General features: G+C 70.7%; 19 protein-coding genes. 10 read left to right on the top strand and 9 right to left on the bottom strand.

Going from position 1 to position 22,647, the window contains the following annotated elements:
• Positions 1-43: 43 nt before the first annotated feature.
• Positions 44-673, bottom strand: coding sequence for a PadR family transcriptional regulator (locus MQE23_RS36875; protein WP_243381387.1), 630 nt, complete (start codon positions 671-673; stop codon positions 44-46).
• Between the two features lie 939 nt (positions 674-1,612).
• On the opposite strand from MQE23_RS36875, the gene MQE23_RS36870 reads away from it, so the two are divergent.
• Complete coding sequence (locus MQE23_RS36870) at positions 1,613-2,431, top strand: PhzF family phenazine biosynthesis isomerase (protein WP_243381386.1); 819 nt, start codon at positions 1,613-1,615, stop codon at positions 2,429-2,431.
• A 21-nt stretch (positions 2,432-2,452) separates the two neighbouring features.
• On the opposite strand, the gene MQE23_RS36865 is transcribed toward MQE23_RS36870, so the two are convergent.
• Both MQE23_RS36865 and MQE23_RS36860 read right to left on the bottom strand, forming a co-directional pair.
• On the bottom strand, positions 2,453-3,256 hold the full coding sequence (locus MQE23_RS36865; protein ID WP_020270596.1) for a type II CAAX endopeptidase family protein: 804 nt from the start codon (positions 3,254-3,256) through the stop codon (positions 2,453-2,455).
• A gap of 67 nt (positions 3,257-3,323) precedes the next feature.
• Positions 3,324-4,841 (bottom strand): glutamate-cysteine ligase family protein, encoded by a 1,518-nt coding sequence (locus MQE23_RS36860; RefSeq protein WP_020270597.1) that lies wholly within the window; start codon positions 4,839-4,841, stop codon positions 3,324-3,326.
• A gap of 559 nt (positions 4,842-5,400) precedes the next feature.
• Between MQE23_RS36860 and MQE23_RS36855 the strand changes: the two genes are divergently transcribed.
• The 3 genes from MQE23_RS36855 to MQE23_RS36845 all read left to right on the top strand — a co-directional run bounded on the left by MQE23_RS36855 (position 5,401) and on the right by MQE23_RS36845 (position 7,824).
• Complete coding sequence (locus MQE23_RS36855) at positions 5,401-5,985, top strand: hypothetical protein (protein WP_243381385.1); 585 nt, start codon at positions 5,401-5,403, stop codon at positions 5,983-5,985.
• Positions 5,986-6,382: 397 nt separating this feature from the next.
• Positions 6,383-6,589: a DUF5999 family protein gene (locus MQE23_RS36850; RefSeq protein ID WP_037667161.1), complete on the top strand. Its 207-nt coding sequence runs from the start codon at positions 6,383-6,385 to the stop codon at positions 6,587-6,589.
• A gap of 200 nt (positions 6,590-6,789) precedes the next feature.
• Positions 6,790-7,824, top strand: coding sequence for a LacI family DNA-binding transcriptional regulator (locus MQE23_RS36845; protein ID WP_020270200.1), 1,035 nt, complete (start codon positions 6,790-6,792; stop codon positions 7,822-7,824).
• A gap of 455 nt (positions 7,825-8,279) precedes the next feature.
• Here MQE23_RS36845 and MQE23_RS36840 read toward each other — a convergent pair whose 3' ends face one another.
• The 4 genes from MQE23_RS36840 to MQE23_RS36825 all read right to left on the bottom strand — a co-directional run bounded on the left by MQE23_RS36840 (position 8,280) and on the right by MQE23_RS36825 (position 12,531).
• Positions 8,280-9,344 carry an endo-1,4-beta-xylanase gene (locus tag MQE23_RS36840; RefSeq protein ID WP_020270199.1) on the bottom strand — a complete coding sequence of 355 codons (1,065 nt, stop codon included), beginning with the start codon at positions 9,342-9,344 and terminating at the stop codon, positions 8,280-8,282.
• A gap of 53 nt (positions 9,345-9,397) precedes the next feature.
• Positions 9,398-10,162 (bottom strand): carbohydrate ABC transporter permease, encoded by a 765-nt coding sequence (locus MQE23_RS36835; protein ID WP_243382882.1) that lies wholly within the window; start codon positions 10,160-10,162, stop codon positions 9,398-9,400.
• A gap of 71 nt (positions 10,163-10,233) precedes the next feature.
• Positions 10,234-11,232 (bottom strand): sugar ABC transporter permease, encoded by a 999-nt coding sequence (locus MQE23_RS36830; protein ID WP_243381383.1) that lies wholly within the window; start codon positions 11,230-11,232, stop codon positions 10,234-10,236.
• Between the two features lie 6 nt (positions 11,233-11,238).
• Positions 11,239-12,531, bottom strand: a complete 1,293-nt coding sequence (locus tag MQE23_RS36825; protein ID WP_243381382.1) for an extracellular solute-binding protein — start codon at positions 12,529-12,531, stop codon at positions 11,239-11,241.
• A gap of 586 nt (positions 12,532-13,117) precedes the next feature.
• Here MQE23_RS36825 and MQE23_RS36820 point away from each other — a divergent pair.
• A complete protein-coding gene (locus MQE23_RS36820) occupies positions 13,118-15,097 on the top strand; it encodes an amino acid transporter (protein WP_243381381.1) in 1,980 nt (659 codons plus the stop codon).
• 1 nt (position 15,098) lies between these two features.
• On the opposite strand, the gene MQE23_RS36815 is transcribed toward MQE23_RS36820, so the two are convergent.
• On the bottom strand, positions 15,099-15,695 hold the full coding sequence (locus tag MQE23_RS36815; protein ID WP_243381380.1) for a DUF1707 domain-containing protein: 597 nt from the start codon (positions 15,693-15,695) through the stop codon (positions 15,099-15,101).
• A 127-nt stretch (positions 15,696-15,822) separates the two neighbouring features.
• Between MQE23_RS36815 and MQE23_RS36810 the strand changes: the two genes are divergently transcribed.
• The 5 genes from MQE23_RS36810 (at position 15,823) to MQE23_RS36790 (ending at position 19,549) form a co-directional block, all read left to right on the top strand.
• On the top strand, positions 15,823-16,218 hold the full coding sequence (locus tag MQE23_RS36810) for a helix-turn-helix transcriptional regulator (RefSeq protein WP_243381379.1): 396 nt from the start codon (positions 15,823-15,825) through the stop codon (positions 16,216-16,218).
• 155 nt (positions 16,219-16,373) lie between these two features.
• Positions 16,374-17,177 carry a molybdate ABC transporter substrate-binding protein gene (modA, locus tag MQE23_RS36805; protein ID WP_243381378.1) on the top strand — a complete coding sequence of 268 codons (804 nt, stop codon included), beginning with the start codon at positions 16,374-16,376 and terminating at the stop codon, positions 17,175-17,177.
• Between the two features lie 8 nt (positions 17,178-17,185).
• Positions 17,186-18,004, top strand: a complete 819-nt coding sequence (locus tag MQE23_RS36800; protein WP_082319738.1) for an ABC transporter permease — start codon at positions 17,186-17,188, stop codon at positions 18,002-18,004.
• Between the two features lie 19 nt (positions 18,005-18,023).
• A complete protein-coding gene (locus MQE23_RS36795; RefSeq protein ID WP_243381377.1) occupies positions 18,024-19,100 on the top strand; it encodes an ABC transporter ATP-binding protein in 1,077 nt (358 codons plus the stop codon).
• Between the two features lie 26 nt (positions 19,101-19,126).
• On the top strand, positions 19,127-19,549 hold the full coding sequence (locus MQE23_RS36790; protein WP_020270187.1) for a TOBE domain-containing protein: 423 nt from the start codon (positions 19,127-19,129) through the stop codon (positions 19,547-19,549).
• Between the two features lie 51 nt (positions 19,550-19,600).
• Here MQE23_RS36790 and gcvP read toward each other — a convergent pair whose 3' ends face one another.
• Positions 19,601-22,486 carry an aminomethyl-transferring glycine dehydrogenase gene (gene gcvP / locus MQE23_RS36785; protein WP_243381376.1) on the bottom strand — a complete coding sequence of 962 codons (2,886 nt, stop codon included), beginning with the start codon at positions 22,484-22,486 and terminating at the stop codon, positions 19,601-19,603.
• Between the last annotated feature and the right edge of the window lie 161 nt (positions 22,487-22,647).

Raw genomic sequence — 22,647 nt, 5'->3', positions numbered from 1 at the left:
GCCGCCTGCCCAGCGCCGCAATCGTCCGGACGACGCTCGGCGCTCAGTCCTCGTCGGCGAGGATCAGATACAGCTTCTTGCGGGCGTCGTTGATGACGCCGAGCGCCTTCTCGCGCTGCTCCTTGCTGCCGGTCTTCCAGACCTGGCCGAAGGCCTCCATGAGACCGAAGCCGGCCTGGCGGATCTCGCCGAGAGCCTCCCAGTCGACCCCGCGGGAGGCCTCTTCCCAGGGCGCCTCGGGCCCCTCTTCGGCCGCGGCGCGGCCCGCCTCGGTGAGCGAGAACAGCTTCTTGCCGCCCTCGGACTCACTCGCGATCAGGCCCTCGTCCTCCAGCAGCTGGAGGGTGGGGTACACCGAGCCGGGACTGGGCTTCCACGCCCCGCCGCTGCGCTCGGCGATCTCCTGGATCATCTCGTAGCCGTGCATCGGCCGGTCCTTCAGCAGGGCCAGGATCGAGGCCCGTACGTCACCGCGCCGCGCCCTTCCCCGCGGCCCGCCGCGTCCTCGTCCACCCCAGGGTCCGGGGCCGAAGCCCGGGCCACCGGGCCCGCCCCAGCCGGGACCGCCCGGCCCGAAGGGCCCGAAGGCCGCACGCAGCCCCTCGAAACCGCCCCGGCCGCCGTGACGGGGTCCGCCGTGACCATGCCCGTGCTCGAATCCGTGAGTATGCATCGCAAACACTCTCCATTCCATCGTTGATCTGTCGCGATGCCTCAACGATATATCGGTACTCTTCGCATGGCAAGGCTCGGACGAACACCGGTGGAACCGGAGGACGTGTCCGTACCGCGTTCGTCGAGGCCCGCATCGCCGAGATCCGCACCCTGCTGGACACGCCCGCCCTGGCCCGGGCCGAGGGGGCCACGGCGAGTGCGGGCACGATCAGCGCGGCCGACGTCTACCAGGCCTGGGCGCCGCACTACGACGCCCCTGGCAACGAGATGATCGACATCGAACAGCCCGCGGTCCGACGCATCCTGGACGGCCTGCCCGTCGGCACGGCACCGGACGCGGCCTGCGGCACCGGCCGTCACACCACCTACCTGCGGGAACTCGGCCACCATGTGATCGGCGTCGACGCCTCACCGGACATGCTCGCCCAGGCCCGCAGGCGCCTGCCGGATGTCGACTTCCACGAGGCCGACCTGCACCGGCTGCCGCTTCCCGACAACGCGGTCGACACCGTCGTGTGCGCGCTCGCCCTCACACACGTCCCCGACCTGGCCCCTGTACTGGCGGAGTTCGCGAGCGTTCTGCGCCCCGGCGGAAGCCTCGTGATCTCGGACGCACACCTGCTGGTGTCCTACCTCCGGCCGACCCTGGCCCGCCGTCCCGGCCCGGACGGCCGCCCGTCCCCGCCCGCGCCACTCCCTCGCCCCCGGCGCCGCCCCGGACCCGCTCCCGGCCCATGTGTCCTGGGACTTGTTGCACTGGTTGCCCACAAGCGTCGGCCGCTGCCTTGGACGACTCCCCGATCGCGGTCGTCGGGCACTTCCAACTCGACGGCGCCCGGAAGGACTGAGCAATCGGACCACACGGATACGCCGGACCGGGCCAGGACTCTCGAATTGGCCTTGTCCTGCGGCTTCGGCGAGCCTCTAGCGTCTGGCCATGCGGATTCGAATCGTCGACGCCTTCACCCATCGCCCCTTCTCCGGCAACCCGGCCGGGGTCGTTCTCCTGAACGACGCGGACGCCTTCCCGGACGACACCTGGCTCCAGAACGTCGCTCTCGAGGTCAACCACGCCGAGACGGCCTTCGCCCACCCCCTCCCCGAAAGCGGCGAGGCCGACTGGGCGCTGCGCTGGTTCACGCCGGCCGCCGAGGTCGCGATGTGCGGCCACGCGACCCTGGCCACCGCCCACGTCCTGCACACCACCGGCATCCACGAGGGCCCGGTACGGTTCGCCACCCGCAGCGGTGTCCTCGTCGCCACGCCCGCCGAGGACGGCTCCGTCACGCTGGACTTCCCGACGGCTCCGCTCACCCGGATCGACCCGCCGGACGGCCTCGCCGAGTCCCTGGGCACCGAGCCGCTCACGGTCCTCGACACCGGCCCGAACACCGGCGACCTGCTGGTCGAGGTCGCCGACGAGAAGACGGTGCGCGGCCTCGCCCCCGACCTCAAGGCCCTCGCCGCCCACTCCGAGCGCGGTGTCATCGCCACGGCCCGCGCGGACGACCCCGAGCGGGGCTACGACTTCGTCTCGCGCTGCTTCTTCCCGAACGTCGGCATCGACGAGGACCCGGTGACGGGCAGCGCCCACACCGCGCTCGCCCCGTTCTGGTCCGAGCGCCTCGGCAGCACCCGCCTCACCGGCCTCCAGGCCTCGCGCCGCTCCGGCCGCGTCCGCACGGAGCTGCGCGGCGACCGCACCCTGCTGTCCGGCAGGGCGGTCACCGTCATCGAGGGCGAGCTGCTGGCCTGAGACGGTCCTGCCCCCGTTCTCTCACGCCGTCGGCAGCCATCCGACCTTGCCCGCCAGCAGGGCGTAGCCCACGAAGGCACCGATGTCGAGCAGCGAGTGGGCCACCACCAGCGGGCCCACCCGACCCCAGCGTCGGTACAGGTAGACGAACACCACGCCCATGACCATGTTGCCGATGAAGCCGCCGATGCCCTGGTAGAGGTGGTACGAGCCGCGCAGGACCGAACTGCCGACCAGCGCGGCCGTCGGCGTCCAGCCCAGCTGCCCGAGGCGGCGCAGCAGGTAGCCGACGACGATCACTTCCTCCAGCACCGCGTTCTGGATCGCCGAGAGGATCAGCACGGGGTACTTCCACCACACCTCGGGCAGCGCCTCGGGCACCACGGTGAGGTTGAAGCCGAGCCCGCGGGCGGCCAGGTAGAAGGCGATTCCGGTGCTGCCGATGACCGCCGCGATCGCCGCCCCGCGGCCGAGGTCGGGCCAGGGGCGGGTGCGGTCGAATCCGATGGTGCGCAGGCCCGCGCCCTCGCGCAGCAGGAAGTGCGCGACGAGTACGACGGGCACGAGCGCGGTGGTGATCCCGAAGAGCTGCCAGGCCAGGTCGAGCCAGGGACGGCCGGGCGCTGCCGAGGCGTTCATCGTGGCCGCCTGGTCCTTCAGCCCGCCGGGCTTGGTGACCGAGCCGATGAAGCTGATCAGGGCGGAGACTCCGCTCGCCCCCAGGGAGAGCGCCAGCACGAGCAGCGTCTCGTTGCGGAGCATCCGCCGCGAGAGCCGCTGCTGGGGATTGGAATCGTCGGCCACCGGGCTCGCCTCCGCCTGCACACCTGCCTCCACTTCACCGACCTGTCGGATCAGTATGAGGCCCGCGGCACAACGGCCCTGAGGCGCATCAGCCCAACGACACCGGCTCCGGCAACCCCACAGGCCAGGCGTGCACGGGCTCCCCCTTGTGCATCAGCTCGCGATAGCGCCGGGTCGTGGCGGCCAGCGCGGATTCGCGCGAGTGGCCCGCGTCCAGTGCCTTGTGGAAGGTCGCGGCCTGCCAGCTCGCCCCGTTCACCCTGCGCCGGCACCGCTCCTCGATCACGCCCAGGTACAGATCGCGGTCGGCCGGCTCCACGCCCCACGCGTCCAGTCCGGCCTCGGCGAGCGGCAGCAGTTCGTCGCGGACCAGGCTCACCGCGTCGACCTGTGCGGTGCCGCCGTAGCGGCCGCGCCGGGGCCAGGTGAAGCGGGCGTCGATGCCGTCCTTGCACGCGGCGTCGAAGTTGGCGGCGGCCGCCTCGAACGGCAGCCGGGCCCACACCGGCCGGGCCTCCTCGGCGAGGGCGCGGACGAGGCCGTAGTAGAACGCGGCGTTGGCGACCACGTCGATGACGGTGGGCCCGGCGGGCAGGACGCGGTTCTCCACGCGCAGGTGGGGGGCGCCGTCGGCGATGCCGTAGACCGGGCGGTTCCAGCGGTAGATCGTGCCGTTGTGCAGGACGAGCTCGGCGAGTGAGGGAGTGCCGCCCTGGTCGAGCACCTCCAGCGGGTCCTCGTCGTCGCAGATCGGCAGCAGCGCCGGGTAGTAGCGCAGGTTCTCCTCGAACAGGTCGTGCGCCGAGGTGATCCAGCGCTCCCCGAACCAGGTGCGCGGCCGGACGCCCTGGGCCTGGAGTTCGGGCGGGCGGGTGTCGGTGGACTGCTGGAACAGCGGGGGCCGCGACTCGCGCCACAGCTCACGGCCGAAGAGGAACGGTGAGTTGGCGCCGACGGCGATCTGCGCGGCGGCGACGGCCTGGGCCGCGTTCCACACGTCGGCGAAGCGGGCCGGGGTGACCTGGAGGTGCAGTTGCACGGAGGTGCAGGCGGCTTCCGGCGCGATGGACTTGGAGGTGCAGCTGAGGTGCTCCACGCCGGCGATGTCGAGGGTGAACTCCTCACCGCGTGCGGCCACGATCTGGTCGTTGAGGAGGGTGTAGCGGTCGACGTCGGAGAGGTTCGACGACACCAGGTCGTCCCGGTCGAGGGTCGGCAGAATACCGATCATCACGATTCCCGCGTCGACCTCACCGGCTTTCCGGTCGGCATATGCCAGTGACGTACGGAGTTCCTCCGCGAGCCGATCGAATACCCGGCCACCCAGACGGTGTGGAGGAATGTTTACTTCCAGGTTGAACATGGCGAGTTCTGTTTGGAAATCACGGCTCGCGATACGTTCCAGGACTTGCGCGTTCAACATTTTCGGCATGCCGTCGGCGCCCGCGAGATTCAACTCGATCTCCAGCCCCATGAGGTTCTTGGGGCGATCGAACCGCTGCTCCGCCAGGAGTCGCTCCAAGCCCGTCAGGCACCGACGGAGCTTGTCGCGGTAGCGCTGGCGATCGGACAGGTCGAACCGGCCTGCCACGACCTTCTCCCCCATCGAAGCGTCCCTCCTCGGATGATGCGGGCCGAAGATCCGGCCGCCGGGGTCCCGGTCAGGTGGAGGATGCCCAGCGAAAGCGATCGATAACGTCCCGGAGGGACCCGCCGACCGCTACGCTGGTCACGTATGACCGGTGGCACATTCACTCGGCATGACGCATCGGGCCCGGGTTTCGGGGTCGCGTGAACTCGTGAAAAACGCCGACGAGAATGGGCCGACCGCCGCGGGGGCATTAGCCGAGGTCATCGCCGCACACCCCCGCGTGGAATCGGGATAATTCTCGCGTATCGCCGACCGAATGTACCCTTGTTCTACTCACCGGAAACGACTAGACGAAACACAGTCTGAACCCGTGTCGTATAAACTCCGCGAACAAGGCAGAAGGTTGGCGCCCACGGTCGATGGGTCACGCCGTCGAGGTGATGTTCGGCGGACGGACCCCACCCCCTCTCGTTCTTGAGACCCCGGCCCCTGCCTCTGTCCACCCTCGTGAGCAGACAGCGCCGTCCGCCCCCGCCCTCGTGCCACCGTGCCTTTGAATGAGAGGCGACCCACCATGCCGCTGCATGTCCCCCCGGCTCCCGCGCCCGCACTCCGTTCCGTCCTGACTGCGCTCTCCTCTCCCACCGCGGTCGTCGAGGCCCGAACTCCCTCCCTGCTCCGCGCCCAGGGACCCGCCACTGCCGAGCTCCCCCTGCCCGTCCACGTCCTCGACCGCGTCACGGCCGAGGGCGTGACGGCCACCCGGCTGGCCGGGTGGCGCTTCCTGATCCGCTGCGGCGACCGTGCGGTGGCCGCGGCGGAGACCATGCTGACTCCCGACGGCTGGGCCTTCTCCCGCTTCTTCGAGGGCCCGTACATCGCCTCCACCGAGCGCGCCCTGCGCCAGGCCGAGACGATGCCGCAGCCGTACCAGCCCCGCCTGCTGTCCGTGCCCGGCCTGTACATGCTGACGCTCTGGCTGCACGAGGACTGCACCGCCGACGGTGCCACCGGCCACCCCGCCGCCACCGACCTGCTCGTCCCACTGGCCCCCGCCCCTCCCGGCATCGCGGCCCATCGCCCGCACCGCGTCGCCGAACTGCTCCCGGTGCTGACCCACCGGGTGACTCCCACGCGGCTGCTCGGCTCACCCGCCTGAAGCGCCGCGCCCCGAAGCTCTCCGCGCCCCGTCGCCGAATTCCGGCGACGGGGTCGCGCTTTTTCGTTCCGTCACCCTTATTCGCTCGTACGAGCACTCAATAGCTCGTACGAGCCGAAATGGATCACCTGTCCGACCGGACTAGCCCTATTCGGCCACTACGAACCATCCGAAGTGACAGCCCAGTTGGGATGAACCGTCCGCGCGGGTGATGCGTCATGAACCTGTGAGAAGCGGTGCCGCGAAATCCCTGCGGATCGACGCCCGTGGGGCAACACTGGGTTCCGACGACTTATCACAACGGGGGGCGGCCATGAGCGACACTTCTAGCCGCGGAACAGATACGACAGCCGACTCAGCGATCCCATCCACCACGACACAGCGAGAGATCCCACCCATGTGCCAGCACCAGACTCCGTGCCCGTCAGCCGAATCCGCCGACCGGGAATCCGCCCGCCTCGTGGCGCACCACCCGGAGCAGGGTTGGAGCCTGCTGTGCAACGGCGTGCTGCTCTTCGAGGACACCGGCGAGCTCCTGCCGGACGGCCGGGTCATCGCCCCGCACCGTCCGCTGGCCTCCAGCCAGGTCATGACGGCCGCCTGAGGCCGCCGGGCGGCGTGACCTCCCGCCCGCAGACATGAGGGGCCGGCCGCAGGACACTCTGCGAACCGGCCCCGACGCATGTCCGGGTACCGTCACTCCCCGTCACAGCCACGAACGGGAGGGTACGCCTTCCCACGGATGCCCGTTTTCCGGAAGACTCCTGGAAGTTTCGGGGCCGCCCGTCGACGGAGGTGGGGCAAGTGGCAGCACATGAGGCCGGAGCCGGGGGAAAGGTCACGATCACGGAGATCGCCCGGCAGGCCGGCGTGTCCGTGCCGACCGTGTCCCGCGTCGTCAACGGCCGGTCCGATGTGTCGCCGCAGACCCGGGCCCGCGTCGAGGACCTGCTGCTTCGGCACGGCTACCGCAAGCGCCCCGCGGCCCCGGGCAACCGTGCCGGCCTGCTCGACCTGGTCTTCAACAACCTCGACAGCCCCTGGGCCGTGGAGATCATCCGCGGGGTCGAGGAGGTCGCGCACGGGGCCGGGGTCGGCACGGTGGTGTCGGCCATCCACGGGCGTTCGGGCGACGCCCGCGAGTGGATGCGCAACCTCCGGGCGCGGGCCTCGGACGGCGTCATCCTCGTCACCTCGGCCCTGGAGCCGACACTCCACGAGGAGCTGCGCATTCTCGGCGTCCCGCTGGTCGTCGTCGACCCGGCGGGCTCGCCCGCCCTGGACGCTCCCACCATCGGTGCCGCCAACTGGTCGGGCGGCATGGCGGCCACCGAGCACCTGCTGTCCCTGGGCCACCGCCGGATCGGCCTGATCGCGGGGCCGCCGCGGCTGCTGTGCTCGCGGGCCCGGCTGGACGGCTACCGCGCGGCTCTGGAAGGCGCCGGCATCGCGATGGACGAGTCCCTCGTCGTCCCCGGCGACTTCCGCCCCGAGTCCGGCTTCGCCGCCTGCGACGCCCTGCTCCGCCTGCCCGAGCCGCCGACCGCCGTGTTCGCGGCCAGCGACCAGATGGCCCTCGGCGCGATCGAGGCACTGCGCCGACGCGGGCTGCGGGTGCCGCAGGACATGAGCGTGGTCGGTTTCGACGACCTTCCGGAAGTCCGCTGGTCGGCTCCGCCCCTGACCACCGTCCGCCAGCCGCTGGCCGACATGGGGAAACTGGCCGTCCGCACGGTGCTCCAACTCACCCGCGACGAACAGCCCGGCTCACCGCGGGTGGAACTGGGCACGGACCTGGTGATCCGGGCCAGCACGGCGCCTCCGGCGGGGCGGACCTGACGAGATCGCCCGCCAGTGCAGAAGCCGCCAGGACGCAGCGGAACCAGCCCAAAAACGCGGCCGAATCAGCGAAGCACGGCCAGACCGGACACCCCCTCACCCCGCCGACAGGGCCCACCACGGCCACCCCTCACGCCGCCGACGCAGCCGCGGGCAGCTCTGCCGGCCGAATTCGCCCCTCACGCCGCCGACGCAGCCGCGGGCAGGGCCGGCCGGGCCCGGCACTCCCCCGGCGCCCGGCCGCCCTCGGCACCGCGCGTGCCTTCCCCCACTGGTCGGCGCCGCGAAGCCGCGGCCTTCCCGCCGGGCGTGGCCCGAGGTGGCCGCGCGGCCTGCTGCCGCGCGACCGCCGAAGCGGCGCGGTGTGACCCCAGCCAGGTCGACTCGCCCCGCACGGTCTGGATGGCGCCTCGCCCCGCCCACGCACCGGGACGCCATCCACCCCCTGCCTCCCCCTACTTCCCTCCAAGCGCCTCACGGAGTGCGAAGTACGCCGGCTTGGGGGCCAGTTGCTCGTCCCACGGCAGGGCCGCGCCCTCGCCCGGGAAGAACGCCGGGATCCACGAGTACTTGTCCGTGTAGTCCCAGAGGGTGATGCCGACGCAGCGGCGCACCGCCAGGCAGGCCTCGGTCAGGTCCCGGTACCACTCGGCCTGCTGCGCCAGCTTCTCCTCGGTCGCGGGCAGCTGCATCCGTATGTCGACCTCGGTCAGCGCGGTGTCGAGGCCGAGCCGGGAGAAGCGGCGGAGGTTGTCCTCCAGGGTGCTGGGATAGCCGTACTGGAGAGCGAGGTGGGCCTGGAGGCCGATGCCGTGCAGCGGGACGCCCTTGGCCTTCAGTTCCTTGGCCAGCTTGTAGTACGCGTCGCTCTTCGGGCCGATCCCCTCGATGTTGTAGTCGTTGAGGTACAGCCTGACGCGCGGATCGGCCTGGTGCGCCCAGCGCAGCGCGTCGGCGATGTAACCGGGCCCGAGCGTCTTGTAGAAGACCGACTCGCGGTACGTACCGTCCTCGTTGAACGCCTCGTTGACGACGTCCCAGGCGAACACCTTGCCCCGGTAGTGCCGTACCTCGGTCTGGATGTGCTTCTTCAGCACGGCCCGAAGCTCGGGGGCCGTCCACTCCCTCCCCGTGAGCCACTCGGGCAGCTGGCTGTGCCAGACGAGGGTGTGGCCGCGCACCTTCTGCCGGTTGGCGCGGGCGAGGTTCACGATCTCGTCGCCCTGGGAGAAGTCGAACACGCCCTGCTGGGGCTCGGTCGCGTACCACTTCATGCCGTTGCCGGGGGTGATCTGGTCGAACTCGCTGCCGAGCAGGGCCGTGTAGGGCGCGTCGCCGAGCTCGGGATTGTCCGTCGCGCTGCCGAAGTAGCGGCCGTGCCGCTGGGCGAGGTCGGCGAGGGTCGGTTCCTTGCCGTGCCGCTCGTCCGCCTGCGCCGTCGGCCCGGTGGCGATGCCTCCGAGCATCAGCGCGGCGGCGAGCGCCCCGGCGAGTCTGAGCCGTGTAGCGGTCTTGCGCATGGTGCGACTCCTCACGATCGATGGGTCGGTGAGCCGTGCGTCCGCGGCGCGCGTCAGCCCTTCGTCGCGCCCGCGGTGAGGCCGCCGACGAGCTGACGCTCGGCGACCGAGTAGAAGGCGAGGGCGGGGACCATGGCCAGCACCAGATAGGCGAAGACCTTGGCGTACTCCGCGGAGTACTGCCCCTGGAACTGCTGCACGCCGATCGGCAGGGTCCACCACTGCGAGTCGGTGAACACCAGCAGCGGCAGGAAGAAGTTGTTCCAGCTGGTGACGACGGCCAGCACGGACACGGTGCCGAGCGCGGGCCGCGCCATGGGCAGCAGCACCCGCCAGAAGAAGCCGAACGAGCTGCACCCGTCGAGCGTCGCCGCCTCCTCCAGCTCGCCCGGGATCTGCCGGAAGAAGCCACGCAGGATGATGATGGTCATCGGCAGCCCGAAGGCCGCCTGCGGGAGGATCACGCCGAGCGGGTTGTCCAGCAGGTCCAGGGAGCGCAGCAGCAGGAACAACGGCAGGGCCGCCACCGCGAAGGGGAACATCAGCCCCATCGTGAACAGCGTGAACAGCACCTCCCGGCCCCGGAAGGCGAACCGCGCGAAGGAGAAGGCTGACAGCGCGGAGACCGCGACGACCAGGACGGTCGTGCCCACCGCGATGAGCGTGCTGTTGCCGATCAGCCGCCAGAAGTCCCCCGAGCCGAGGATCTGGGTGTAGTTGGAGGTCACCCACGACTCGGGCAGACCGACCGGGTTGCGGGAGAGCTCGTCGGTGGTCTTGAAGCCGGAGAGCGCGGCGTACAGCAGCGGGACGGCCATGACCGCGCCGACCAGGACCAGGACGAGGTGCAGAGGAAGGTTCCTGCCCCTGCGGGATGTCCGACTGTGCGTCACTTTCCGTCTCCCCGCATGGTGGTCGTGGCCCCTTCCAGGTCGCGCCGGAGCACGAACCGCTGGTAGGCGAGGGCGAAGACGAGACTGATGCCGAACATGACCACGCTGATCGCGCTGGCGTAGCCGACCTGGTAGCGCTTGAACCCGTACTGGAACATGGTCACGGCCATGGTTTCGGAGTGGTGGTCCGGTCCGCCCGCGGTGGTCACCCACACCAGATCGAAGAGCTGGATGGCCCCGATGACCGACAGGAAGACGCTGATGCGCAGGGTGGGCGCGAGCAGCGGCAGCGTCACGTTGCGGAAGCGCTGCCAGGGGCCGGCTCCGTCGATGAGCGCCGCCTCGGTCAGCTCCCTGGGGACGGCCTGGAGCCCGGCCAGGTACAGCATCATGTGGAAGCCGAAGTACTTCCAGGTCATGACCAGGAACAGGGTCGCCATGACGGTGGACGGATCGGCGAACCACTCCCCGCCCAGCCCGTCAAGGCCGACCTTGCCGAGGACCTGGTCGGCGAAGCCGTCGTCCGGGGCGAAGATCATGCCGAAGAGGATTCCGGTGATCGCCTCGGACAGGACGTACGGGGCGAAGAACAGCATCCGGTACACCGCCCGGCCGCGCATGCGCTGGTTGAGCAGGACGGCCATGGCGAGCGCGAACGGCAGTTGGACGACGAGCGACAGCACCACCAGCAGCAGGCAGCGCCACAGGTCGCCCAGGAAGACGTCGTCCTGGAAGAGCCGGGTGAAGTTCTCGCCGCCGATGTATTCGGTGGGCATGCCGAAGCCGCCCCAGCGGAAGAACGCGGCGTACAGCGCGAACAGCATCGGCAGCAGGACGAGCCCCATGAACAGGACCAGGGCGGGCAGTTGGAAGCCGGCCGCGGTGAACCAGTTCAGTGCCCGCCGCCGGGCCCGGCTCCGGGACCGGTCCGTGGCCGGGGGCGGGAGGCCGGCGTCGCGGCCGGTCCGTTTGTCCGGCAGGAACGTGGAGGTCATCGCCGGTTACTGCTCTTCCTTCGCGGTCTTCGTGATCGACTGGCCGACCTGCTCGGGCGACCGGGAACCGGCGATGAGCGCGGCGACGCTGTCGTTGACCTCCTGGCCGACGGCGGGCGCGTACGCCTGGTCGAGGTAGAGCTGGAAGCCGGTGGCCTTCTTCAACTGCTCCTGTACGGCCTTGATGTTGGGGTCGGCGATGGCGCTCTCGGCCGCCGGGACGACGGGCAGGGTGCCGGTCTTCTTGACCAGTTCCAGGTCGGTGGCCTCGGACGCGAAGAACTTCAGGAAGTCGACGGCCTCCTGCGGGGCGCCCCGGCGCAGGGCGTGCCCGCCGCCGCCGCCGAAGACCTCGGTGATGGCGCCCTTGCCGCCATCGACCGCGGGGAAGGGGAAGAACCCGAGGTCCTTGCCGAGGCCCTTGCCCGCGTCGGCCTGCACCACGGGCGCCCACTGGCCCATGAGTTCCATGGCCGCCTTGCCGTTGCCGACGGCGGCGGCCTGGCCGGTGGGGCTGGAGTAGGCGGCGCCGAGGAAGCCCTTCTGGAACGGCTGGAGGGCGACGAGTTCCTCGAGGTGCCGCCCCGCCTCGACGAAGGGGGCGCCGGTGAAGTCCTTGTCGTCGTAGGCCTTCTGCAGCGCCTCGGCGCCGGCGGTGCGCATCGCCAGGTAGGCCCAGTAGTACATGCCGGGCCACTTCTCCTTGCCGGCCAGGGCGAGGGGAGTGATGGTCTCGGCCTTCAGCTTGCGCACGGCGTCGAGGAAGCCGCTCCAGGTGGTCGGGGGCTCGGCGATGCCGGCCTGGTCGAAGAGCGCCTTGTTGTACCAGAAGCCGATCATGCCGATGTCGAACGGGATGCCGTAGACACTGTCGTCGATCAGGTACGGCTCCTTGGCGACCGGGAGCAGGGAGTCGCCCCAGGGCTTGGTCCGGTCCGTGAGGTCCTCGACGAGTCCGGCGTCGACCTGCTGCTTGAGCACGCCGCCGCCCCAGGTGTGGAAGATGTCGGGGAGCTTCCCGGAGGAGGTCAGGGCCGTCATCTTCGACTTGTAGGCGTCGTTCTCCAGCTGGACGATCTTCACCTTGACCTTGGGGTTCTGCGCCTCGAACTTCCGGGCGAGCGCGGCCCAGACGGTCTTGGCCGGCTCGGTGGTGGAGATGTTCCACCACTCGATCGTGGTCGTCCCCGACGACCCTCCGTCCGAGTCCCCGCCGCATGCGCTCAGTGTCGTCATTCCGAGACCGGCCGCGGCGGAGGCCGCCAGGAAGCCGCGGCGGGACAGTGCCGGGTCGCCCATCATGCGCTCCTTGGGTACGGGACGGCGCTCCCGCGTCCGTCCACTGGATCGAAAGTTTCGGAAGAGATCCAGAAAGCTTCGTTGTTGCCGCACCCTAGAGACAGGCGCCAAACACTGGCAACCCCTTGTGCACGGTGAATCTCCCGCCGACGCACGGGTCTTGACTGGCAACAGCCTCTTCAGCACCGCCAGCCCCTTCGACGAGAGTCGGCGAGGGATGCGAATGTTTCGGCTGACCTGGCGAACGTTACGGAGATGCACTGTAGGTGTCACCGCCTCCTGCGACAAGAAGGCCCGTGCCCTACGACCCACGCGGTCGCGATCACGGAGGGTGTCCAAGTCTCGGCGGGCGAACACCCCTCGCCCGCAGGCGAGGCTGTGCGGCTCGATCGGCGGCCCAACGGGCCCTCAGCACGCGTTTTGACGCCCCACGCCTCCCAGCCGCCGCCCCCGCCGCCAGTCTTAACGGAAGCTTGACGCGCTCAGTGACCTCATCCACAGGCCATCACGTCACGCTCCGCTTACGCTGAACCGGCCGTCCAGTGATGGCCGGAACCACGCTGAACCGCACATCGGGAGCACGTCGATGGCCACCACTGAGCACTCGCCACCGAGCCGTACGGAGCCCGCTCCACCCAGTCGCCTGCGCGCCTGGATGCTTCAGGGCCTGTCCGACATGGGCAAGGGCGGCGGTCACACCGGCCCCCATGCCGAACCGGAGCCCCCGCACCAGGGCCAGCGCTGGTGGCGGGTGATGTGCCTGACCGGCGTCGACTACTTCTCCACACTCGGCTACCAGCCGGGCATCGCGGCTCTCGCCGCCGGGCTGCTGTCGCCGGTCGCGACGATCGTGCTGGTGATCGTCACCCTGGCGGGCGCCCTGCCGGTCTACCGCCGGGTGGCCGAGGAGAGCCCGCACGGTGAGGGCTCGATCGCGATGCTGGAGCGGCTGCTCTCCTTCTGGCAGGGCAAGCTGTTCGTACTGACCCTGCTGGGCTTCGCCGCCACCGACTTCCTGATCACCATCACCCTGTCGGCCGCCGACGCCTCCACTCACCTCGTGGAGAACCCGCATCTGACCGGCGCCCTGCACGACAAGCAGATGCTGATCACGCTCGTCCTCGTGGCCCTGCTCGGCGCCGTGTTCCTCAAGGGCTTCCTGGAGGCGATCGGCGTCGCGGTCGCCCTGGTGGGCGCCTACCTCGCGCTCAACGTGGTCGTGGTGGTCGTCGGCCTCTACCACGTGGTCACCGCGGGCCATGTGGTCACCGACTGGGCCGGCGCCCTCACCACTCAACACGGCAATGTCTTCGTCATGATCGGTGTGGCGCTGCTCGTCTTCCCGAAGCTGGCGCTCGGCCTCTCCGGGTTCGAGACCGGCGTGGCCGTGATGCCGCACGTCAAGGGCGACCCGGCCGACACGGAGGAACGGCCGGCCGGCCGCATCCGCGACACGAAGAAGCTGCTCACCACGGCCGCCCTCGTCATGAGCGGCTTCCTGATCACCACCAGTTTCATCACCACCCTCCTCATCCCCGAGAAGGAGTTCGAGGCGGGCGGCCAGGCCAACGGGCGCGCGCTGGCCTATCTGGCTCACGACTACCTGGGCAACACCTTCGGCACCGTCTACGACGCCTCGACGATCGCCATCCTGTGGTTCGCGGGCGCCTCCGCGATGGCCGGCCTGCTCAATCTGATGCCGCGCTACCTGCCCCGCTACGGCATGGCCCCGCACTGGGCCAGGGCCGTGCGCCCCATGGTCATCGTCTTCACCCTGATCGCGTTCTTGGTCACCTGGATCTTCGACGCCGACGTCAACGCGCAGGGCGGCGCCTACGCCACCGGTGTGCTGGTCCTGATCAGCTCCGCCGCGATCGCGGTGACCATCGCCGCCCGCAAGGCCCGGCAGCGGAACTGGATCATCGCCTTCGCGGTCATCTCCGCGGTGTTCCTCTACACGACCGTCGCGAACGTCATCGAGCGCCCGGACGGCGTCAAGATCGGCGCCTGTTTCATCGCCGGCATCATCCTGGTCTCCCTGCTGTCCCGGCTGGCCCGGTCGTTCGAGCTCCGCGTGACCAGCGTGACGCTGGACGACATGGCGGAGCGCTTCGTCCGGGACATGGCCAGCCGCCGGATACGGCTCATCGCCAACGAGCCCGATCGGCGCGACATCGCCGAGTACCGCGACAAGATCGAGCAGATCCGGCACGACAACGACGTACCCGGACAGGAGGACTTCGTCTTCGTCGAGGTGACGGTCACCGACCCGTCCGAGTTCGAGGCGGGCCTGACCGTGCGGGGCGAGGTGCTCCACAACCGCTACCGCGTCCTGACCCTGGAGTCCTCCTCCGTCCCCAACGCCCTGGCCGCGCTCCTGCTGTACGTCCGCGACACGACCGGCCGCACCCCGCACATCTACTTCGAGTGGACCGAAGGAGGGCCCTTCGCCAACCTGTTGCGGTTCTTCCTGTTCGGCCAGGGCGAGGTCGCCCCGGTGACCCGCGAGGTCCTGCGCGAAGCGGAACCGGACCGGAAGCGGCGGCCGAAGGTGCACGTGGGCTGAGTCAGCCCTTCGGTCTGCGCTGGCCGAAGCCCCTGCGGGGCGGACGCACCACGATCTGCCCGTAGTTGATCTCGCCGGTGATCCGCACGCGCAGCACGACCGGGGCATCGGCGGCCCCGCGCGCCTTGATCTGGGAGTAGTTCGTCACCAGCGCGCCGGTGTCCACGACGACCCCCGGCGGGGTCAGCAGTTTCAGGGCGCCGGCCCGCATGTCCAGGTCGATGTGCAGGGTGTCCTGGGTGATCACCGCGTCGGTGAAGTCGAGCGTCACCTCGCCCCACGCGGACCGGATCTCCAGCCGCCGCGGCACCACCCAGCCGTCACCGCGCCGGGTCGAGGACCCTTCCTGCTCGATCCGGACGACCTCCTGGGCCTCGACGCCGGTCCCGCCCGCCACCTCGGGCAGATCCGCGGTCAGCACGGCGAGCTCGCCCACCGTACGGGCGGACAGCGCGGCCTCCAGCCGCTCCTCGAGCTCTTCCAAGGTCAGCCGGCCGTCACCCGCGGCGACGCGCAGCACGTCCACGGTTCGGTCCCGGTCCGCATGCGAGGCCCTCACCTCGGGCGATCCACCGGTACGCGAGAGGTCCCCCGCCATCACATCTCCCCGCTCTCCCGGGCACGGCACCCGGCCCGCCCACTCGACGACTAACGCTATATCGCGTTATACCCAACGGCCAACCCCGCATCCGCCGTTCCCGCCCCGCGCCCCTATCGTGACCGGCATGCAGTCCTACACGATCGGCCAGGCAGCACGACTGCTCGGCGTGAGCCCGGACACCGCCCGCCGCTGGGCGGACGCGGGCCGTATCGCCACCCACCGCGACGAGGCCGGGCGGCGGCTCGTCGACGGGCGGGACCTGGCCGCGTTCTCCGTCGAACTCGCCAGGTCCGGCACCGCCGAGGAGGACACGCCGTACACGTCGGCCCGCAACGCCTTCCCCGGCATCGTCACCGCGATCAAGCTCGGTGACGTCGCCGCCCAGGTGGAGATCCAGGCCGGCCCGCACCGCCTCGTCTCCCTGCTCACCCGCGAGGCCGTCGAGGAACTGGGCCTGGAGGTCGGCATCGAGGCGACGGCCCGCGTGAAGTCGACGAACGTCCATATCGACCGGACCTGAAGCCCGTAGGAACGCACATGCGCACCCAGCCGCCCACTCACCCTGGCTCATGCGAAGCCACAGCAGACTTCTGCCTCGCAGATGCGTCAGTATGATCGGCGTATCGGAGGAGCCCTGCGGCTCTTCCCCCCGCACACCGAGGGAGTGGCCCCGAGATGACCCGTTCCGCGCTCCGGACAGGCCGAATGCTCCAGGTCGCCGGTGCCTCCGCGGCCGCGCTGCTGACTCTGAGCGCCTGCTCCTCCGCCACGGGCTCGGACAAGGGCTCCTCCCCGGGGAAGCCCTCCGGCACGGTCACCGTCTTCGCAGCCGCCTCTCTGGAGGAGAGCTTCAAGACCCTGGGCAAGCGGTTCGAGAAGGAGCACCCGGGCACGAAGGTCACCTTCAACTTCGGCGGCAGCGACACCCTCGCCGCCAGCATCACCAGCGGCGCCCCGGCCGACGTCTTCGCCGCCGCCAGCACCAAGACCATGGCGACCGTGACGGACCAGCGGGACGCGGCGGGCACGCCGGCCACCTTCGTCCGCAACCGGCTGGAGATCGCCACGCCGCCTGGCAACCCCGACCGGATCTCTACCCTGAAGGACCTCACAAAGCCCGGCCTGAAGGTCGTCCTGTGCGACAAGACCGTGCCGTGCGGTGCCGCCGCCCGGAAGGCGCTGGACGCCGGCGGCCTGAAGCTCACTCCCGTCTCGTACGAGCAGGACGTCAAGAGTGCCCTGACCAAGGTCGAGCTGAAGGAGGCCGACGCCGCCGTCGTCTACCAGACCGATGTGCGGGCGGCGGGTGACAAGGTGGCGGGCGTGAACTTCCCCGAGTCGGCCCAGGCCGTCAACGACTATCCGATCGCCCTGCTCAAGAACGCCCCCAACCCCAAGGCGGCGAAGGCGTTCATCGCGCTGGTGAGGTCCGCGGAGGGTCACAAGGTGCTGTCCCGGGCCGGGTTCCTCAAGCCGTGACCGACACCCTGGCCAGCCGCCCCCGCCGTGATCGCCACCGCGGCCGGACCCGATCGGTGCCGATTCCCCTGCTGGTGCCCGCCCTGCTCGGCCTGGCGTTCCTGCTCCTGCCCCTGATCGCCCTGCTCGTACGGGCGCCCTGGCGCAGCCTCCCCGAGCAGCTGACGAGCGCCGAGGTGTGGGAGGCACTCCGGCTGTCGCTCGTCTGCGCCACGGCGGCGACGGGCCTGAGCCTGGTCGTCGGCGTCCCCCTGGCCTGGCTGCTGGCCCGCACGCGGTTCCCCGGCCGGGGTTTCGTGCGGGCCCTGGTGACACTGCCGTTGGTGCTGCCGCCGGTGGTGGGCGGTGTGGCCCTGCTGCTCGCCTTCGGGCGCAACGGCGTCATCGGGCAGTGGCTCGACTCCTGGTTCGGGATCACCCTGCCCTTCACCACGACGGGTGTCGTCCTCGCCGAGACGTTCGTGGCGATGCCGTTCCTCGTCATCAGCGTGGAGGGCACCCTGCGGGCCGCCGACCCGCGCTACGAGGAAGCGGCCACCACCCTGGGCGCCTCCCGCTTCACCGCGTTCCGCCGGGTCACTCTTCCGCTGATCGCGCCGGGCATCGCGGCCGGCGCCGTACTGGCCTGGGCCCGGGCCCTCGGCGAGTTCGGCGCGACGATCACCTTCGCGGGCAACTTCCCGGGTCGCACCCAGACCATGCCGCTGGCGGTCTACCTGGCCCTCCAGAACGACCCGGCGGCGGCGATCGCCCTCAGCCTGGTCCTGCTGGCGGTGTCCATCGCCGTACTGGCAGCGCTGCGAGACCGCTGGATGACGGCCTCCTGATCCCCTTGGACGAACCCTCATGACCGACCTCGACGGCACCACGACCGGCGTCCGCACCGAAGGCCTCGACGCCCACCTCGTCGTCGACCGCGGCACCTTCCGCCTGGACGTCACACTCACCGCCGCCCCAGGGGACGTCGTCGCCCTGCTCGGCCCCAACGGCGCCGGCAAGACCACCGCCCTGCGCGCCCTCGCAGGGCTCACCCCTCTCACATCGGGTCATCTACGGCTGGACGGCACCCCGCTGGACGCCACGCCGCCCGAGTCCCGCCCGGTCGGCGTCGTCTTCCAGGACTACCTGCTCTTCCCGCATCTGACCGCCCTGGACAACGTCGCCTTCGGGCCGCGTTGCCGGGGCGCCGGCAAGGCCGAGGCCCGCGCCCAGGCGGCCGAGTGGCTGGACCGTATGGGCCTGGCCGACCACGCCGGCGCCAAGCCCCGCCGCCTGTCGGGAGGCCAGGCCCAGCGCGTGGCCGTGGCCCGGGCCCTGGCCACCCGGCCCCGGCTGCTGCTCCTGGACGAGCCCCTCGCCGCCCTCGACGCCCGCACCCGCCTGGAGGTGCGCGCCCAGCTCCGGCGACACCTCGCCGAGTTCGAGGCGGTGGCCGTCCTGGTCACGCACGACCCGCTGGACGCCATGGTGCTGGCCGACCGCCTGGTCGTGGTCGAGCACGGCCATGTCGTACAGGAGGGCACGCCCTCCCACATCGCCCGCCACCCCCGCACGGACTACATCGCCCGGCTCGTCGGCCTCAACCTCTACCGGGGACGGGCCGAGGGCCACACCGTCCGGCTCGACTCGGGCCCGGCCATCACGACCACGGAAGAGCTCTCCGGCCCGGCCTTCGTGGCGTTCCCGCCCGGCGCCGTGACGCTGTACCGCGAACGCCCCACCGGCTCCAGCGCCCGCAACCTGTGGCGCTGCGAGGTCGCCGGCCTTGAGACGCACGGCGACCAGATCCGCGCGGACCTCACCGGCGAACTCCCCCTGACCGCCGACCTCACCACGGTCGCCGCGGCCGAACTCGACCTGCATCCCGGAGCCGCGGTCTGGGCGACGGTCAAGGCGACGCAGACGCACGCATACCCGGCATAAGGAATCCGGCGGGCTACCGTGCACCCATGAGTCTGAGCATCCGCAACCAGCTTCCCGGCACCGTCACCGCCGTCACGCCGGGCGAGGCGATGGCGACGGTCAGGGTCCGCCTCACCGGCGGCCAGGCCCTCACCGCGGCGATCACTCGCGAGGCGGCGGACGACCTCGGTCTCACGCCCGGCACCGCCGTGCGCGCCCTTGTGAAGTCGACGGAGGTCTCGCTGGCCACCGCCGGCGTCGAGGGCCTCTCCATCCGCAACCGGCTCCCGGGCACGGTCACGGGCATCGCCACCGGCGACGCGATGGCGTCCGTACGGGTCACCGTCGAGGGCGGCGAACTGACCGCCGCGATCACCAGGGACGCAGCGGACGACCTCGCCCTGTCGGCCGGGACCCCCGTCGTCGCCCTGATCAAGTCGACCGAGGTGTCCCTCGCCGCCGCCGAATGACGGGAGGGACCCCGCACCACGGAGCCCCTCCCACACGACCTGTCGGGCCGGTCAGTCCTCGTAGGCGTCCAGCGGCGGGCAGGAGCAGACCAGGTTCCGGTCACCGAAGGCCTGGTCGATGCGGCGCACCGGCGGCCAGTACTTGTCGGCGACCGAGACCCCGGCCGGGAAGACGGCCTCCTCACGGCTGTAGGCGTGCTCCCACTCCCCGGCGAGCGTCCCGGCGGTGTGCGGGGCGCCCCGCAGCGGGTTGTCGTCCGCGGGCCACTCGCCGGAGCCCACCTTCTCGATCTCCGCACGGATGGCGATCATCGCCTCGCAGAACCGGTCCAGCTCGGTCAGATCCTCCGACTCGGTCGGCTCGATCATCAGCGTCCCGGCCACCGGGAACGACATCGTCGGCGCGTGGAAGCCGTAGTCGATCAGCCGCTTGGCCACGTCGTCGACGCTCACGCCGGTCGCCTTGGTCAGCGGCCGCAGGTCGATGATGCACTCGTGCGCGACGAGCCCGCCGGGGCCGGTGTAGAGCACCGGGTAGTGCGGTTCCAGCCGCTTGGCGATGTAGTTGGCGCTGAGCACCGCGACCTGCGTGGCCCGCTTCAGCCCCTCCCCGCCCATGAGCCGGACGTAGGCCCAGGAGATCGGCAGGATGCCGGCGGAACCCCACGGCGCCGCGGAGATGGGACCGACCCCCGTCTCCGGGCCCGCCTCGGGCTGGAGCGGGTGGTTGGGCAGGTACGGCGCGAGGTGCTCCCGCACCGCCACCGGACCGACTCCGGGACCGCCGCCGCCGTGCGGGATGCAGAAGGTCTTGTGCAGGTTCAGGTGCGAGACGTCACCGCCGAAGTGCCCCGGCTTGGCGAGTCCCACGAGCGCGTTGAGGTTGGCCCCGTCGACGTAGACCTGCCCGCCCGCCTCGTGCACCTGGGCGCAGATCTCGGAGACGTGCTCCTCGAACACGCCGTGCGTGGACGGGTACGTGATCATCAGCACCGACAGCTCGTCGCGGTACTGCTCGATCTTGGCCCGCAGGTCCTCGACGTCGATCTCGCCGTCGTCGGCGGTCTTCACGACGACGACCTTCATGCCCGCCATCACCGCGCTCGCGGCGTTGGTCCCGTGCGCGGACGACGGGATCAGGCACACGGTGCGCTGCTCGTCCCCGTTGGCCCGGTGGTACCCGCGTACGGCGAGCAGACCGGCCAGCTCGCCCTGCGACCCGGCGTTCGGCTGGAGGGACACCTTGTCGTACCCGGTGACCTCGGCGAGACGGTCCTCCAGCTCACGGATGAGCGTGAGGTAGCCCCCGGCCTGCTCGGCGGGCGCGAAGGGGTGCAGCTGCCCGAACTCGGGCCAGGTGACCGGCTCCATCTCCGTGGTCGCGTTGAGCTTCATGGTGCAGGAGCCCAGCGGGATCATGCCCCGGTCGAGCGCGTAGTCGCGGTCGGCCAGCCGGCGCAGGTAGCGCAGCATGGCCGTCTCGGAGCGGTGCTGGTGGAAGACGGGGTGCGTCAGGTACTCGTCGGTCCGCAGCAGAGCATTCGGAAGCCCGTCCTCGGTGGCCGCGTCCAGCGCCTCGACGACCCCCTCGACGCCGAATGCGGCCCACACGGCACGCAGCTGGGCCCGCGTGGTGGTCTCGTCGCAGGCGATGGATACGTGGTCGGCGTCGACGAGGTGCAGGTTGACCCCGTTCTCCCGCGCGGCGGCCACGGCGTCGGCGGCCCGGCCCTCGACGCGCACGGTCAGGGTGTCGAAGTAGGACCCGTGCACGACCTCGACCCCGCCGTTCGCGAGCCCGGCGGCGAGCACCGTGGCGTACCGGTGGGTGCGCCGCGCGATGCCCTTGAGGCCCTCCGGCCCGTGGTACACGGCGTACATGCCGGCCATGACGGCGAGCAGCACCTGGGCGGTGCAGATGTTGCTGGTGGCCTTCTCGCGGCGGATGTGCTGCTCACGCGTCTGGAGCGCCAGCCGGTACGCCTTGTTCCCGTCGGCGTCCACGGACACGCCGACGAGCCGCCCGGGCAGGCTGCGCGCCATCTTGTCCTTGACCGCCATGTAACCGGCGTGCGGACCGCCGAACCCCATCGGCACACCGAAGCGCTGGGTCGTCCCGACGGCGATGTCCGCGCCGAGCTCACCGGGCGACTTCAGCAGCGTCAGCGCGAGCAGATCGGCGGCGACGGTGACGAGCGCCCCGAGCTCGTGCGCCTGGTCGATGACCGGCTTGATGTCCCGTACGGCCCCGGAGGCACCCGGGTACTGGATCAGCACGCCGTTGATCTCGCGCTCGGCGACCTCGGCGGGGATGCCGTCACTCAGGTCGGCGACGACGACCTCGACACCGGTCGGCTCGGCCCGGGTCCGGATCACGGCGATGGTCTGCGGCAGCGTGTCCGCGTCGACCAGGAACAGCCCCTTCTTGTTCTTGCCGAGGCGCCGCGACAGCGCCATGGCCTCGGCGGCCGCGGTGCCCTCGTCGAGCAGGGAGGCACCGGAGGTCGGCAGTCCGGTGAGGTCGGCGACCATCGTCTGGAAGTTGAGCAGCGCTTCGAGCCGGCCCTGCGAGATCTCCGGCTGGTACGGCGTGTAGGCCGTGTACCAGGCCGGGTTCTCCATGACGTTGCGCATGATGACCGGGGGCGTGAACGTGCCGTAGTAGCCGAGTCCGATCATGGAGCCGAGGACCTGGTTGCGGTCGGCGAGGGAGCGCAGCTCGGCGATCACCTCGGCCTCGCTGCGGGCGCCCGGCAGGTCAAGCGCCTCGGCACTCTTGATCACGGCCGGGACCGCTGCGGCCGTGAGCTCGTCCAGCGAGCCGTAGCCGACCTGCGCGAGCATCTTGGCGCGGGCCTCGTGGTCGGGGCCGATGTGGCGCTGCTCGAAGGGAACTGCCTCTTCGAGCTCGGAGAGCGGAATGCGGTGGGCGGTCATTACGGAGGCCTCCTGGTCGACACGACCTTCGAGGGGCACCACGGCACGGGTACCCGGACGGCCTCCCCCTCTGTCATCTCGACCTGAGAGCTTCACCGGATCGCCCGAAGGCCTCCGGCTTTCACCGTCGGTGAGAGCGGAAGCCGTCGACACCCGCTCTG

The organism is Streptomyces sp. HP-A2021, assembly GCF_022807935.1.
GTDB classification, from domain to species: domain Bacteria; phylum Actinomycetota; class Actinomycetes; order Streptomycetales; family Streptomycetaceae; genus Streptomyces; species Streptomyces afghaniensis.
The sequence above is the reverse complement of the archived record's forward strand: the minus strand, read 5'-3'. Positions and strand labels throughout refer to the sequence as shown.